17 protein-coding genes are annotated in these 15225 nt (G+C 42.5%); 14 read left to right on the top strand and 3 right to left on the bottom strand.

The features are described from left to right. Nucleotides 1-67 precede the first annotated feature (67 nt). The 4 genes from IGI76_RS16375 to IGI76_RS16360 all read left to right on the top strand — a co-directional run bounded on the left by IGI76_RS16375 (nt 68) and on the right by IGI76_RS16360 (nt 4229). On the top strand, nt 68-511 hold the full coding sequence (locus tag IGI76_RS16375) for a PTS sugar transporter subunit IIA (RefSeq protein WP_194185567.1): 444 nt from the start codon (nt 68-70) through the stop codon (nt 509-511). A gap of 21 nt (nt 512-532) precedes the next feature. Beyond that, nucleotides 533-1354: a PRD domain-containing protein gene (locus IGI76_RS16370; RefSeq protein WP_416230193.1), complete on the top strand. Its 822-nt coding sequence runs from the start codon at nt 533-535 to the stop codon at nt 1352-1354. A 143-nt stretch (nt 1355-1497) separates the two neighbouring features. Further along, nucleotides 1498-2931, top strand: coding sequence for a PTS transporter subunit EIIC (locus tag IGI76_RS16365; protein WP_194185565.1), 1434 nt, complete (start codon nt 1498-1500; stop codon nt 2929-2931). 998 nt (nt 2932-3929) lie between these two features. Beyond that, nucleotides 3930-4229, top strand: a complete 300-nt coding sequence (locus IGI76_RS16360; RefSeq protein ID WP_194185564.1) for a hypothetical protein — start codon at nt 3930-3932, stop codon at nt 4227-4229. Nucleotides 4230-4364: 135 nt separating this feature from the next. On the opposite strand, the gene IGI76_RS16355 is transcribed toward IGI76_RS16360, so the two are convergent. Further along, the gene (locus tag IGI76_RS16355; RefSeq protein ID WP_005230261.1) at nt 4365-4877 is read right to left on the bottom strand and encodes a type 1 glutamine amidotransferase domain-containing protein; all 513 of its coding nucleotides are present in this window, start codon (nt 4875-4877) and stop codon (nt 4365-4367) included. Between the two features lie 124 nt (nt 4878-5001). On the opposite strand from IGI76_RS16355, the gene IGI76_RS16350 reads away from it, so the two are divergent. The 3 genes from IGI76_RS16350 (at nt 5002) to IGI76_RS16340 (ending at nt 6942) form a co-directional block, all read left to right on the top strand. After that, nucleotides 5002-5553 carry a hypothetical protein gene (locus tag IGI76_RS16350; protein ID WP_194185563.1) on the top strand — a complete coding sequence of 184 codons (552 nt, stop codon included), beginning with the start codon at nt 5002-5004 and terminating at the stop codon, nt 5551-5553. Between the two features lie 181 nt (nt 5554-5734). After that, nucleotides 5735-6178, top strand: a complete 444-nt coding sequence (locus IGI76_RS16345; protein ID WP_060791861.1) for a hypothetical protein — start codon at nt 5735-5737, stop codon at nt 6176-6178. A gap of 8 nt (nt 6179-6186) precedes the next feature. Continuing rightward, nucleotides 6187-6942 carry a DUF6681 family protein gene (locus tag IGI76_RS16340; protein ID WP_005230266.1) on the top strand — a complete coding sequence of 252 codons (756 nt, stop codon included), beginning with the start codon at nt 6187-6189 and terminating at the stop codon, nt 6940-6942. Between the two features lie 56 nt (nt 6943-6998). Here IGI76_RS16340 and IGI76_RS16335 read toward each other — a convergent pair whose 3' ends face one another. Further along, a complete protein-coding gene (locus IGI76_RS16335) occupies nt 6999-7406 on the bottom strand; it encodes an Hsp20/alpha crystallin family protein (protein ID WP_005230267.1) in 408 nt (135 codons plus the stop codon). A 174-nt stretch (nt 7407-7580) separates the two neighbouring features. Between IGI76_RS16335 and ispE the strand changes: the two genes are divergently transcribed. Beyond that, nucleotides 7581-8432 carry a 4-(cytidine 5'-diphospho)-2-C-methyl-D-erythritol kinase gene (gene ispE / locus IGI76_RS16330; protein ID WP_034858541.1) on the top strand — a complete coding sequence of 284 codons (852 nt, stop codon included), beginning with the start codon at nt 7581-7583 and terminating at the stop codon, nt 8430-8432. Nucleotides 8433-8603: 171 nt separating this feature from the next. Here the strand turns inward: ispE and IGI76_RS16325 are convergent, their stop codons facing one another. Beyond that, nucleotides 8604-8783, bottom strand: a complete 180-nt coding sequence (locus IGI76_RS16325; protein ID WP_005230269.1) for a hypothetical protein — start codon at nt 8781-8783, stop codon at nt 8604-8606. A gap of 306 nt (nt 8784-9089) precedes the next feature. Here IGI76_RS16325 and IGI76_RS16320 point away from each other — a divergent pair, with 306 nt between their 5' ends. The 6 genes from IGI76_RS16320 (at nt 9090) to IGI76_RS16295 (ending at nt 15164) form a co-directional block, all read left to right on the top strand. After that, a complete protein-coding gene (locus IGI76_RS16320; protein ID WP_153884023.1) occupies nt 9090-10049 on the top strand; it encodes a metal ABC transporter substrate-binding protein in 960 nt (319 codons plus the stop codon). A gap of 12 nt (nt 10050-10061) precedes the next feature. After that, nucleotides 10062-10742 carry a metal ABC transporter ATP-binding protein gene (locus tag IGI76_RS16315; RefSeq protein WP_005232967.1) on the top strand — a complete coding sequence of 227 codons (681 nt, stop codon included), beginning with the start codon at nt 10062-10064 and terminating at the stop codon, nt 10740-10742. Then, a complete protein-coding gene (locus tag IGI76_RS16310) occupies nt 10715-11545 on the top strand; it encodes a metal ABC transporter permease (RefSeq protein ID WP_005230272.1) in 831 nt (276 codons plus the stop codon). The genes IGI76_RS16315 and IGI76_RS16310 overlap by 28 nt, the downstream gene beginning before the upstream one ends. 151 nt (nt 11546-11696) lie before the next feature. Continuing rightward, nucleotides 11697-12521: a pur operon repressor gene (gene purR, locus IGI76_RS16305; protein ID WP_005230273.1), complete on the top strand. Its 825-nt coding sequence runs from the start codon at nt 11697-11699 to the stop codon at nt 12519-12521. Nucleotides 12522-12700: 179 nt separating this feature from the next. Then, the gene (gene glmU, locus IGI76_RS16300) at nt 12701-14074 is read left to right on the top strand and encodes a bifunctional UDP-N-acetylglucosamine diphosphorylase/glucosamine-1-phosphate N-acetyltransferase GlmU (RefSeq protein WP_194185562.1); all 1374 of its coding nucleotides are present in this window, start codon (nt 12701-12703) and stop codon (nt 14072-14074) included. A 115-nt stretch (nt 14075-14189) separates the two neighbouring features. Further along, nucleotides 14190-15164 carry a ribose-phosphate diphosphokinase gene (locus IGI76_RS16295; protein WP_005230276.1) on the top strand — a complete coding sequence of 325 codons (975 nt, stop codon included), beginning with the start codon at nt 14190-14192 and terminating at the stop codon, nt 15162-15164. The last annotated feature ends 61 nt before the right edge of the window (nt 15165-15225 follow it).

Below are 15225 nucleotides of genomic sequence, written 5' to 3'. Positions count from 1 at the left end.
TGTTTTAAAGCAGTTTGTAAGCAAGAACTGTTTTTAAGAATTTAAAAATTTAATAAGGAGAATACAAATGATTGAGCTATTTAGTTCAGCAACTGGAAAAATAGTTGCATTAACCGAAGTAAATGATGATGTTTTTTCAAAGAAAATGCTGGGAGATGGGTTTGGAATTATCACTCAAGATCCTGTCATCTATAGTCCAGTTTCTGGAAAAATCAGTATGATATATGAAACTGGGCACGCTATCGGCATCCAATGCAAAGATGGTACAGAGATCCTTGTTCATATTGGACTTGATACTGTGGAATTAGCGGGTCCCCCCTTTGATGTACTAGTTCAAGTAGGCGAAATTGTAGATTGTAAAACAGTGTTAACAAAAGTCAACTGGAATTTGATTATTGAAAGTGGCTATGATGAAACTATTCTTGTTATCAGCTTAAATAAGCAAATGAATCACAGGATAAGACATGGAGCTATTGAAAGAGGAATGATTGTTGCTGCTCTCAGTTCATAATGGAGAAGAAACATGAGGATTATGAAGATCTATAATAACAATGCAATTATGGTGCAGGATGAAGCTGGAAATGAAGCTATTTTAGTGGGAAAAGGATTATCCTTTGGCAAACAAAAAGGAGATCAAATAAATCCTAAGCAGGCGGAAAAAAAGTTTGAATTGAAAAAAGAGATTAGTCATCGTTTCGAAGAACTAGTAACTTCGATTCCGTTAGAGTATATTTTGTTAAGTGAAGAAATCATTGCCTTTATTAAGCAAAAAATTTCTAAATCAATTGATGATACAATTTATGTAACATTGACAGATCATATTGTAATGATGATTGAAAGAATTAAAAAAGGGATTGATTTTGACTCACTTTTATTAATCAACGTTAAATTATTGTACAAAACAGAATATATGATTGCTCTGGACGTCATTGAAAAAATCGAAGGTTATCTAGGAATTGCTATTGGTTATGAGGAAGCAAACTTTATTGCTTTGCATATAGTCAATGCTGAATCGGGTTATAATATGCTGCAAAATTATACTATTATTGAGATCATTGATGTAATTCGAGAAATTGTGGATAAGCATTTTATTATTGACCAAGAAGAAAATTTGTCTTATGATCGCTTCCTTACCCATTGTCGGTTTTTTGTTCAGCAAATAGTGAATAGCGAGTACGTGAAAAATGAGGCATATTCTAGTCGTGAAATGCTCAATACTATGCGTAAGGATTATTTAACACAGTACAACTGTATCCAAGAGATCAGCAATACTATAAAAGGAAAATATGGCTACCTAATGAACCATGAAGAAAAATTCTATTTGCTTATTCATGTGATTCGCCTATCGAGCTAAATGTATGCGAACACATTTCTAGTGAAAGCTGAAAGGAGTTGAAAATAAATCGGCAGGATACTAACTGCTGTGACATATTGGATGGTGACAGTACTGCTGGCCAGACCTCTTATCAAGATAAATATTATAAGGAGGGCACCAACATGAAATTCAAAAAAATGTCAGAAGAAATCCTAAGTAATGTCGGCGGAACAAAGAACATCACTCATGTAGAGCATTGTGCAACACGTTTGCGAATTCACTACAAAAATAAACAGGTAATTAACGAGGAAGAGATTAAAAAAATTGAAAATGTTGTCGGAATCGTCAGTAAAACAGGCCAACTACAAGTAATCATCGGTCCTAGCGTACATGAAGCCTATAAGGATTTTATGGATGTTTCTCAGTTCGAAAACAAAGAAAACGAGGATTCAAGTGCTGTTTCAGCTGAAGACAGCAATGAAGAAAAAGGTTTGCTATATTATGTAAATAAATTTGGTAACTTTAGTGCCGCTATTTTTATGCCAGTCGTACCAGCACTAATTGTCGGTGGTCTTATTTTAGCTATAAAAAATTTACTAGTAAACTATTTCAACGTACCAATGGAAAGCGGAACGGCACTGTTGATGACTGCAATTTTTAGTGCAGGTTTCTCTTTTTTACCAGTTTATTTAGGATATACCACTGCAAGACGTTTAAAAATTGAACCAATTATGGGTGCTTTTCTAGGTTGTCTTTTAGTGAGTCAAAATATAAGTGGTGTTACAGACTTAGATTTTTTAGGCATTTCTATTCCAAATGTTGACTATAATGGCAGTATTTTACCGGTTATTTTAGGAGTCTTTGTTATGTTCTACGTAGATAAATTCCTTGAAAAAGGAATTCCGGAAACGATAAAGTATTTCTTGAAACCATTGCTAACAATGGTAATTGTTGTACCAATTGTTTTGATCGTTCTCGGACCTTTAGGAACAAATTTGAGTGTCTATGCCGGAAGTGCGGTAATGTTTCTAATGGATCATGTTGGTGGAATTGCTTTACCTTTTCTTTCAGCTTTGTACCCTTATATGGTAATGCTAGGATTTGATAAAGCTTTGGCTCCAGTTGGATTTGCTGCTATTGAATCGTTAGGTTATGACCCTATATACGTAGTGATGGGTTTTATTTCTAATCTTTGTATTGGGGGCACGGCACTAGCTGTTGCTAGTAGTATGAAGGACAAAGGGAAAAAAGGAATGACTTATTCTTTTGCTCTTACTGCTCTTTGCGGTGTTACGGAACCAGCGTTTTATGGAGCTTTAATTACCCGACCAAAAGTTTTGTTAGGAACAGCAGCTGGAGCAGTTTCTGCTGGTTTAGTTGCTGGTATTTTCGGATTGAAAAGCTATGTAATGGGTTTTTGTCCTGGATTATTAACGGCTTTATTTTTTGTAGCCCCAGATGGAACAGCAGGGAATATGCTCTTGGCAGGTGTAGTAGTCGTAGTAGCGGTTGCTGTCTCTTTCTTAGTAACTAAACTTATTCTCTTAAAAACAGGTGAACTATCTGATGCTGAAGAAGTGCAAGATCTCTCTTTAGAAAGCAGTCAGGCACAATAAGCAGGTTTATTTAGGCATTTCTTAGTTAGATAAATAGTCAAATAAAGAATATATTAGAATTGTCAAGAAAACAGAAAGCCCTTATCTTTTGTTAAAGAAAAGTTCATCCCATATTAATTAGTACTATTAGAGTCTGATCGATGTCTCTTGTATGAGTATCATTGATCAGCTCTTTTTTACTGGGTTTTCAAAAAGTTTAGGAAGTTATTATTATCATAAAGGCCCCCTTTTCGATTTCTATTAAAAATGGTTTCCTTTAGTTTTATTTTTCATATTAATTAAAGGCAATCCTTAGAAAAAGGAAGATCGGTCATACAGGTCTATTTAATTTAGCAAATGCGTTCGTTAACTGGAGATAGGATTAAGAAAATATAAAAAGACTAAAGAAATGGAAGATGCGCTAACTCGACAAGGACATTTAGTTCTAAGTCCTTAAGTCAGATTTTGGAGAAATTTATGGTTGTTTCTGGTCAGGGTCCCCAACTATTTGGAGAACATCATTAAAAAACAGGTTTTTCAGATAAAATTTTTGTAATAGATATTGATGAAGTGTATTGGTGATAGTGAAAAAAGAAATTGAGTAAATATTAAACCTCGGAAAAAAATAGATATTATTCTGATGTATGAGAGAGATTATTAGAGAGTTAAGGTATTTAAGAAATAAGCGTATTTGGGACAATCCTATTCATGCTCTTGATTTGGCATGCTTCCTTTTTAACCTATCGGGATAAGTTATTGATGGGCAATTTCCTTTGTAGCCTAACATATTTACAAAAAAGCTTTCTGAAGGCGCTAGTTTTACAGCGATGGTTTCAAATATTTTATCAAATAAATATATTGTCATGATCATATTTTGTTTTTAGCACTCTTTTGCTTTGTATATCAAGTACACTTAGATGTGTGCTAAGTTTCCTAAGCGCTTGTTTTGTGTTTTTTTGCTCACCGATTGACCTTTGCTGCTAACTTGACGATAATAAGAAAAGAAATGAGGGAGAGCGATGGAACGATGGTTTGAAGAAGCCCAGCTTCAAGTAATTGAGTTGCCGATCGAATGGCTGGAAAACCGCCCCGTCTATCGGGCCTTTATCCGTGAATTGCCGACGATCCAAGGGGAAGGAACTTCGCGGCAAGCTGTTTATCGGCAGTTGGCAGAAGCCTATGCGGCTTACCTTGCCCAACTTCGAGAGGCCAATGAGGCACAGGAAGAAATGACGTCTTCCTTATTATCGACGGAAGAGTTATTGCGCTATTACGATGGCGAGACTTTCGATGGTTTTGAGTTGCCCTCTGACGAGTAACGGGAAACGAGCCATTCACTGAAAAATGAAAAGCTACGCAAGAAAAAACCGCTCAGCTGCAGCTCGATCGATACGAAGGATCGAACGCTGCAACTGGCGGCTTTTTTTCTCTAAGAAACCAAGTCTTATTCGTGGTTAGTTCAATGCCTCGGTAATGGCTTGATTGAAGGCATCTAGATCATCTGGGTTTCGGCTGGTGATCAACCGATAGGTTTCGTCGATCACGACGGGCTCATCTTTGACGGTGGCACCTGCGTAGGCTAAATCTGGTCGCACAGAATCATAAGCCGTCAAGGTCAAATCTTTTGTCAGTCCTGTTTGGATAAACAGTTGTGGGCCGTGGCAAATGGCAAAGACGGGACGATCAGATGTCAAAAAGTCTTTCGTCAATGACACATAGCGCTCATCGGTCCGTAATTGGTCAGGGGAGAAACCGCCTGGGATCAACAAAGCATCAAAACTTGCAGGATCGATCGTATCAATGGCCGCATCGACGGTAAATGTTCCACCTTGTTTGCCTTCGACGGTCTCGGCGCCTTCATTACTAATAACGACTACTTCGTGTCCAGCCGCTTCCAGTGCTTCTTTTGGTGACGTCAACTCAACATCTTCAACTAGATCAGTGACAATAACAGCAACTTTACTCATTCGATCTCCTCCTTATTACTTGATGAACAATTTGTTCACCTGCTATTATTTATGCTAACGAAGATTTTCGCTGTTGACAAATCATCTGTTTGTCCGCAGCTTGAAAAAGAAAGAAGGCAACGCCATGGCAACGATCCAACTATTTATCTCTGATACCCCCCTTTGCTTTGAAAAAGCGGAATTCACTTTTATGGAAGAATCATTTGTCATCGAGAAACAGCAATTATTTGAAAAAGTTGATGCAGTGATGCATCAGGAGGTATCCTCGGCCTTGGTTTCATTGGTAGAAAAAGCCCTTTTGACGCTAGAAGCGATCGGGGAAGAAGAGGATTATTTCGACCTGCTTTATTTGACCTATGAGAATACCTGCCATTCCCTCAGCGGACAGCAATTACTCGCGCAGCCGTTTCCAGCTGTAGAAGCAGCCTTGCAGCCAGTCTTTGATGAGTTGGCAGAACCGATCGTAGAAAAGTTTTATGAGGAGCTGACCAATCAGCTAGAAGAAGTCGCTGATGATGAACTGTTTAGTTCTTATTATCTGGATGAGGAAGAAGCGGTGATCCAAATCGATGCCCCGATCCAACATGAAGAAGTGATCGCCTTGCCCGCCCTTTTACGGGATTACCATGGCACGTTGCGGCTGACCTTTGAAAAGTTTTATGAATACCTTGTGTAGCGGCGGCAACTGCCGTCGTTGTTTTTTGTGAAAACAGTTACATGTTTAGTTTTTTTTAAATCCTGCGACAGAAGCCTCTGGAATCTTGACCCTTTTGTCAGAAACGATTATAAAGGTAAGAAGAGGCTGAAGGAACCGAGGCTGCCAATGGGCAACATCGGGTAAGAAAAGGATGAGAATCATGCGAAAAGTCCCGCCTATTTTAAAACCAATTGCACTTTTAACGATATCAACGATTATTGCCACTGCCACCGGCGTGGTGAATTCAGGCAGCTACCGCCAACCAAGTCGTGCGACGGAAACGACAGAGACGACAGAAACGACCGAACAAGCACCAAGTGAAAGCACACCCTCTTCGATGACAGAAGACAGTCAAAATCAGACACCTGCTAGCACGGACTCACAACCGACGAACGATGACCAGCAGACAACACCGTCATCCAGCAGTGAACCAGCAACACCAGCAACGACTCCGTCTTCTTCGGTGCCTGCAGAAACGACGCCATCAAGCGATGCCAATGTTTCACCAGCACCATCGGAAAACAATCAGGAAACACCTTCTTCAAGTGAAGAGACCACGCCAGATCCACAAGGGATCATGGATGAGAATCAAGGAAATGAGTAGGTGAGAAAATGACGCTTATTTTAGATTTAATCAACGGCATCCATAAATTTTTGGGCTATCTCGATATCAGTCCTAAATATTTGAACCGTGCCTATACCATCCTCAGTATCATTCCAACGGCGTATATTTTGCGGATCGTCTACGGGATGTTTGCGAACCAAAACTATTTTCAAGCGATCCTTTATACGGTCGGCTTTTTGGTCTTAGTCTACTTCTGGGTACTGAATATCTTCTATTATTTCTTAAACAAAAATATGAAGTTCGATGTCACTCAGGCCTTTGTCAAAGTTTTACCAGACGAAGTCTTCAATATTGAAGGAGAAACCATCAGCACCACCGACATTGATCGTTTGACGACTGAAAAAGCGGTGATCCATTTTGAAGAAGACTATCAGCTGGTATTGGCGAATCATTTGCAGACCTTGATCGCTCAAGAAGAATTGGCGATCAAACCGTCATCCAACGGCTTTACGATCCCGAAAAACACCTTGTATCCTTACTATTTTGTCAAACAGCAAGGGGAAAATGAGTACGCATTGCAGATCGGTACTAGCTACACGGAGATGACGAAAGTCGGCACGATCCAATGGACAGGCAAACAGCCCTTAGAGCCAGTGGGCTTATTTATCACTGGCGGTGATTTTATCAAAAATGATGTGAAATACCATGAACCATACAGTTTGAAATTGTACGTCAAAAAAGAGATTTCTGAAGAAGAACCACAGACCTCAAGACAGGCGTATCGACGACAAGCACGCAAATAGGAAAAGGCAGTCCCCCCAGAGCGTTCTCTGAAGGGACTGCCTTTTTGGTATCTCGGTTATTCGATCGGGATATTTTTTGCGGGTGCATCTTTGTAGCTGGCTTTTGGTAACGTCAGGGTCAAAACGCCGTCTTCAAACACTGCTTTAATGGACTCGTCATCAATGTCTGTGATGGTGAAGGTCCGTTGATAGGCACTGCTAGAGCGTTCTTTGCGCAAATAATGTCCGAAATCCTCCTCGGTTTCCGTGGTCTCTGTTTGAGCCGCTGAAATCGTCAGCGTGTTGTTGACGTAACTGACGCGGATGTTTTCTTTCTTGATGCCGGGTAAATCTGCTTGAACGAGATACTTGTCTTCGTACTCTTTAATGTCCGTATTCATTTGCCGTTCTTGCCAAAAACTGTTCATTAATTTGCCTAATAGTTCTTCGCCGCCTGCGAAATCTCTTGGAATCAAATTTGCCATGTGGTTCCCCCGCTTTCTTTTATCTATTGAGTTGGTACTTCTATTTTACGAGGAACCAAGCCAAAGGGCAACCAAAATGGCAACAATCATAAAAACAAGAGAAATCACTCAACTATCTTATAAGAATCTGCTATGATATAACTAAATAACTATCAGATGATTGGATGAATGAAGATGGAGATTATTGAAAAAGCGCCAGCTAAGATCAACCTCGGTCTCGATGTGTTAGAGAAAAGAACAGACGGCTACCATGAGTTGGAAATGGTGATGTCTAGTGTTGATCTAGCCGACCGTCTGATAATGGAAGAGATAGCAGAAGATAAGATCATTATAGAAACCAACAAAGCCTTTTTGCCGATCGACAAACGCAATAATGTCTATCAAGCCGCCAGTATCTTAAAAAAACGCTACGGCATAAAAAAAGGCATCCGTATCCGCATCACCAAGAATATCCCGGTGGCAGCTGGGTTAGGTGGGGGAAGTACGGATTGTGCGGCAGCGCTGCGGGGGATGGTTCGCCTCTGGCATTTAGACCTTTCCATGGCAGAGCTGATCGATATTGGTATGGAAGTCGGCACCGATGTTCCCTATTGTCTTTATGGGACCACTTCCCACATTGCAGGAAAAGGGGAGCTGGTGACGCCGCTGCGGCCGATGCCGCAATGTTGGGTCATCTTGGTTAAACCTCGTTTGAGTGTTTCAACGGGGAAAATCTTTCAAGAAGTTGAGCTAGACCAACTGCACCATCCAGATATCGCGGCATTGTCGGCCGCCGTCTTAGCCGAAGATTATCCAGCAATGATCGCTGCCATGGGCAATAGCCTAGAAGCCATCACGATCCCGAAGTATCCGATCGTCCAACAGATCAAAGATCGCATGATGAAATACGGCGCAGATGTTGCCTTGATGACCGGCAGCGGACCGACTGTCTTTGCTCTTTGTCAAAAATATTCGCGGGCACAGCGGGTCTATAATGCCTTAAAAGGATTCTGCGATGAGGTTTATCTTGTACGTACATTGAAATGAATGAGTCAAGGACACAGGCTGAATTCGCCTGTGTTTTTTTGTATGCCTTCTATTTCAATAGTAAAGAAAAAGGCAGCTGAAGTGGGGAAGGAAGCATCTAGAAGCTGCCCTACAAAAAAGTCCCCGACGAAAATAAGGCGTCGGGGTCTGATTCTTTACGTAAAGCAAAGGCTATTCTTTTTGGTGCTGCTTCTTTGCGGATTTTTTCTTTTTGTCTTCTTCATACAATGGTTTGTCGATCGTTTTGCGGATTTCTTCGGTTTGCTGCGATGCAGGATCTTCTGGTAAGACGATTCGAGTCAACAAGTCGCTGTTGTTTACAGTTGGCGGCACAGTTACAAATTCGTTCATCTTCGTTTCCTCCAAGTGCTTTTAGGTTATTATCCTACATACTCTCTAATTTTTCAAGCTGGTACAGCAGGGGCGCATGGCGAATGGCGTAAAATATGGCTAAGTTCCTGAGAGAAGAATCCGCTTCAAATGAACGTTTTCTCCTATGTTTTCCGATTTATCTCGAAATAAAAGTTTTAAATCGTAAAACGTACGATTTGTCTTGACGAACCGGAAATCATTTGATAGAGTAACTTTTGCTAACAAAACGGAGTTGTTCCGTTTTAAAATAAAAAGAAGAGCCAGCAAATGGAAGGGGAAATCCCGATGAAAAAAATCTTACTTACTACAGCACTCCTTTTAGGGGGCGTGCTTCTTGGCGCTTGTGGGCAGCAAGAAGCGACAAGCCAATCGAGTGACACAGAGAAGCTGTCGATCGTCACGACGTTTTATCCAATGTACGAATTTACGAAAGAAGTCGTAGGCGATGCAGCAGAGGTCTCCTTGTTGATCCCTGCAGGAACCGAACCTCATGACTATGAGCCAAGTGCCAAAGATATGACCAAAATCATGGATGCAGATGCCTTTGTCTACAATAGTCCTGAGCTAGAAACTTGGGTCGCTAGTTTGACGGATTCCGTCGATCCTGAGCAAACAGCCGTGATCGAAGCGGCCAAAAACATTCAGTTGGTGGAAGGCACAGAGGAGGAAGATCATGACGCGCATGATCACGAAAGCGAAGACACCCATGACGGCCATGATCATACGTACGATCCTCATGTTTGGACCGACCCAGTCTTAGCGATCCAAGAAGTAGAAACGATCCGCGATGACTTGATTGCGAAGTTTCCTGAGCAAAAGGCAACTTTCACGGAAAATGCAGCTGCCTATATCGAAAAGCTTTCTGCTTTAGATGAAGCCTACCAAGCGGCGTTAAAAGATGCGACCCAACGAACCTTCGTTACGCAGCACGCAGCTTTTGGCTATTTGGCACGGCAGTATGATTTGGTCGAAGAATCGATTTCGGGCATTTCTCCCGATCAAGAACCAACGCCAAGTCGGTTGGCTGAGCTGAAAGAATATGTAGAAGAAAAACAAGTCAAAGTTATCTATTTTGAAGAAAACGCGTCATCGAAGGTGGCTGAGACCTTAGCGTCTGAAACAGGAGTGGAGCTGGCGGTCTTGAATCCATTAGAAAGCTTGACGCAAGAGCAGATGGATAACGGCGAAACATACCTGTCTGTAATGGAAGACAATTTGGCAGCATTACAAAAAAGTATTCACTAAGGAGGTGCCTGCGTGCGTTATATCGATGTAAAAGATTTGACCTTTTATTATGATGATGAGCCCGTCTTGGAAGACATTTCCTACTTTGTCGAAGACGGCGAATTCGTGATTTTGACTGGCGAAAATGGGGCGGCAAAATCTACTTTGATCAAAGCAACCCTTGGTTTGTTGAAACCTTCTAAAGGAGCAGTCACCTTGGCGACCAAAAATGCTGCTGGTGAAAAATTAAGCATCGGCTACATTCCTCAGCAGATTGCTTCCTTTAACGTCGGGTTCCCCAGCACCGTTTTGGAATTGGTCCAATCGGGCCGCTACCCAAGAGATCGCTGGTTCAAGCGCTTGACGAAACGAGACCATGAACATGTCCGCCGTGCATTAGATGCCGTCGGGATGTGGGACGTGCGTCATAAACGGATCGGCGAGTTGTCCGGTGGCCAAAAGCAGCGGATCAGCTTGGCACGGGTCTTTGCCACGGACCCTGATTTATTTATTTTAGATGAACCGACTACGGGGATGGATGAACAATCCCGCAATCTGTTTTATGAACTGCTACGGCACAATGCTCATGACCACGGCAAGTCGATTTTGATGATCACCCATGATCACGAAGATATCAAAGAATACGCGGACCGTCAGATCCGTTTAGTGCGGAAGGAGGATTCACCATGGCGTTGCTTTCATATGAATTCATGAGAAGAGCTTTTCTTGCGGCGATTTTTATTGCTGGTATCGCACCGATGCTGGGGGTCTTTCTAGTGATTCGGCGACAGTCATTGATGGCTGATACGCTGTCCCATGTCTCTTTAGCAGGGGTGGCACTAGGCTTCTTTCTAAATCTAAATCCGAGTTTGACGACGCTATTGATCGTAGTCATTGCCGCAATCATTTTGGAATACTTGCGAACACTGTACCGCAGTTATTCAGAGATCTCGATCGCCATTTTGATGTCTGGCGGCTTAGCGTTAGCCCTCGTCTTGATGAACCTTAGCGGGGGGAACTCCGCAACGAGTATCCAATCGTATTTGTTTGGGTCGATCGTTACGATCACACAAGAACAAGTCTGGATCTTAGGCTTTTTGTTTTTAGTCGTTTTTGCTTTATTCTTCTTATTCAAACGGCCCATGTACATTTTGACCTTTGATGAAGATACCGCTCATGTCGATGGCTTGCCTGTGCGAGTGATGTCGATGCTCTTTAATGTCTTGACGGGGGTGGCAATCGCCATGATGATCCCGATTGCGGGTGCATTGTTGATCTCTGCGATCATGGTTTTACCAGCTGCCATCAGTATGCGTTTAGGCAAGAGCTTCAATGCCGTGATTTTGATCAGTGTCGTGATCGGCATGATTGGGATGATGTCTGGTTTGACCAGTTCCTTTTATTTGGACACACCACCGGGAGCGACGATCACGCTGGTTTTTATCGCTCTTTTCTTAGTGATCAATTTGATCAAACGCATCGTGATCCTCGTCCAACGAAAACAACGCCTAAAATAAAGGGCTTTATGAAAAAGAAACGAAGAATTTTCGTTTCTTTTTTTTAAACTCTAATCAAAACCGAACAATATAAGCAATATTTTAGATAATGCTCGCATTTATCCCGAAAAAGCCTTATAATAAGGCGAATAAACTAAAGGAGTTGTCCGGTGTGAAAATACGTCGAAGTGAACGACTGATCGATATGACACATTACTTGTTGAATCATCCCCATGAATTGATTTCATTGTCCTTCTTTTCTAAACGATATGCCTCTGCAAAATCATCGATTAGCGAAGATTTATCTATTATCAAAAAGACCTTTAAAGAACGAGGAACAGGCATTCTTGATACCGTGCCAGGCGCTGCTGGCGGTGTTTTTTTTGTGCCTGAAATTTCTGAAGAAGAAGCGTATGCGTACGTCGAAGGGCTGGCAGAACGCTTGTCTGAGCAAGACCGTTTGTTGCCTGGCGGCTATGTTTATCTATCTGACTTATTAGGCGAACCGGAATTGCTGCGCCAAGTCGGCCGCATCATCGCTTCCAAATATTTAGGCGAACAAATCGATGCGGTGATGACCGTTGCTACTAAAGGAGTGCCGATCGCTCAGGCAGTCTCTTACTACTTGAATGTTCCCTTCGTGATCGTGCGTCGTGATTCCAAGATCACTGAAGGCTCGACCGTGAGTGTCAATTATGTCTCTGGTTCTTCAGAGCGCATCGAAAAAATGGAATTATCCAAGCGCAGCTTAAAGCGCGGCTCTAGAGTATTGGTGGTCGATGACTTTATGAAAGGCGGCGGCACGGTCAATGGGATGAAGAGCTTGATTGAAGAATTTGAAGCCGAATTAGTCGGTATTACTGTTTTTGCCGAAACGAAATTCAAAGGCAAGCGGGCCATCAGCGATTACAGTTCTCTGCTGTATGTTGAAGATGTCGATACCCAGACCAAAACGATCTCGGTAGTACCGGGAAATTACTTTGAGAAAAAAGCCTGATTTTTTGTGGCTCTTAGACTGGCGCAAGCAGCTGTTTTTTAAACGGCGGCCGCCAGTCTTTTTTTTGATTGGTCTAGGTGAGGATTCCTTAAATCGTTGAAATTTACAAGTACTTGGGCTAAACTGTTTATAGGAAATTCAATGAACAAAAATCGTTCAGATTGATAGGAGTGGAATACGTGGACGCACGTTTTGCAATAATTTTAGCGGCTGGAAAAGGCACGCGCATGAAATCGAAGTTATATAAAGTGTTACATCCTGTTTGTGGCAAACCAATGGTGGAGCACATCATGAATCGAGTGGTGGAAACAAATCCTGAAGAGATCGTGACGATCGTCGGTCACGGGGCAGAAATGGTCAAAGAGCAACTGGGGGATCGCACCAACTATGCCTTACAAGCCGAACAATTGGGTACTGGCCATGCCGTCGTTCAAGCCGAATCGTTTTTAAAAGGCAAAAAAGGGACGACCTTAGTGATCAGTGGGGATACACCGTTATTGACGACGGAAACCTTGAATAACTTGTTCGATTACCACCAAGGGAAAAATGCGTCGGCGACGATCTTAACGGCGCAAGCGGCAGACCCAACAGGCTATGGCCGAATCGTGCGGGATCGTGTCGGTATCGTGGAGAAAATCGTTGAGCAAAAAGATGCGTCGATCGAAGAAGCGCTGATCCAAGAAATCAATACAGGGACGTATTGCTTCGACAATGAATTGTTATTTGACGCCTTGGCAAAATTAGATACGGACAATGCCCAAGGGGAGTACTACTTGACTGATATCATCGAGATCTTAAAGGAAGACGGCAAAATCATCGCTGCTTATCAAACCGAAGATTTTCATGAATCATTAGGAGTCAATGACCGCATCGCCTTAGCCGAAGCCAATCGCTTGATGCGTCAGCGGATCAATCGTCAGCACATGCAAAATGGCGTGACCTTGATCGATCCGGCGACGACTTATATCGACGAAGGTGTTGTGATCGGCTCAGATACCCTGATCGAAGCCGGTGTCACCATCAAAGGGAAGACGATGATCGGAGAAGACTGTGTCATTACGGCAGCTTCTGAAATAGAAGACAGCAAGATCGGCAACCAAGTGACGATCAAGGCATCGACGATCGAGGAGAGCATCATTCATGATGGCGCCGATGTCGGTCCCAATGCCCATCTTCGTCCTAATGCGGAAATTTTGGCCCATGCCCATATCGGGAACTTTGTGGAGGTCAAAAATGCGACGATTGGTGAAGGCACCAAAGTCGGACACTTGTCTTATGTTGGCGATGCGACCTTAGGCAAAAACATCAATGTCGGTTGCGGCGTAGTCTTTGTTAATTATGACGGCAAGAGCAAATTCAAAACGACTGTCGGCGACAATTGCTTTATCGGCTCTGGCTCCAATCTAGTTGCGCCATTGACCATCGAAGAGGAAACGATGATCGCTGCTGGCTCAACGATCACCAAAGATATTCCTAAACACAGTATGGCGATTGCCCGCGCCCGTCAGGAAAATAAAGCGGATTACGCGAAAAAGTTGCCTTATCTAAATTAGAAATAGCGAAATGACTTGATTTCTTAAGGAAAAATGACTACTATTTATTAGGAAGAAGATTCTAGTAAAAGGAGTCATTTTTTTCTAGATGAACGCAAAGAAAGTGGAGGTTCTCATGTCAAATCATTATTTTGATCCAAGATTGAAGATTTTTTCTCTGAACTCAAATCGTCCTTTGGCGGAAAAAATCGCAGCTGCAGTAGGTGTTGAATTAGGTAAGTGTTCAGTCAAGCAATTTAGCGATGGTGAAATCCAAGTGAATATTGAAGAAAGTATTCGTGGTGCCCACGTCTACGTGATTCAATCAACCAGCAGCCCTGTAAACGATAACTTAATGGAATTGCTGATCATGATCGATGCTTTGAAGCGCGCCAGTGCGAAGACGATCAATGTAGTAATGCCTTATTATGGTTATGCAAGACAAGACCGCAAAGCGCGATCAAGAGAACCAATCACCGCAAAACTTGTAGCAAACATGATCGAAAAAGCCGGTGCGAACCGCATGGTTACACTGGATTTGCATGCCTCACAGATTCAAGGGTTCTTTGATATCCCAGTTGACCACTTGATGGGTGCACCATTGATCGCCAACTACTTCTTGGAAAGAGGCATTCAAGGCGATGACGTCGTCGTCGTTTCACCAGACCACGGGGGCGTGACTCGTGCCCGTAAATTAGCTGAGTTTCTTAAGTCACCAATCGCGATCATCGACAAACGTCGTCCGAAAGCCAACGTAGCAGAAGTCATGAATATCATTGGTCATGTTGAAGGCAAAACTTGTGTCTTGATCGACGATATGATCGATACTGCTGGTACCATCACATTGGCTGCGAATGCGTTGAAACAAGCAGGTGCTAAAAGTGTTTACGCCTCATGTACCCACCCTGTCTTGTCAGGACCTGCCTTGGAACGGATCGAAGATTCTGCCATTGAGCATCTAGTTGTGACAGATTCGATTCACTTGCCAGAAGACCGCAAGTCGAAAAAAATCGATGAGATCAGTGTCGGTGCCTTGATGGGCGAAGCGATCAAACGAATCCATGAGAACAAACCAGTCAGTCCACTGTTTGAATCAAAATTATCAATTTAATCGTGTCTCATCAGCATGAGAACAACAGCCAATGGTCGGTCTTTAGCCCCTCATTGGCTGT

It is taken from the genome of Enterococcus sp. DIV2449a (assembly GCF_051711225.1).
GTDB classification, from domain to species: Bacteria; Bacillota; Bacilli; order Lactobacillales; family Enterococcaceae; genus Enterococcus_D; species Enterococcus_D casseliflavus.
Note: the sequence above shows the minus strand (reverse complement) of the source record. Positions and strands in the feature narration are given on the sequence as shown.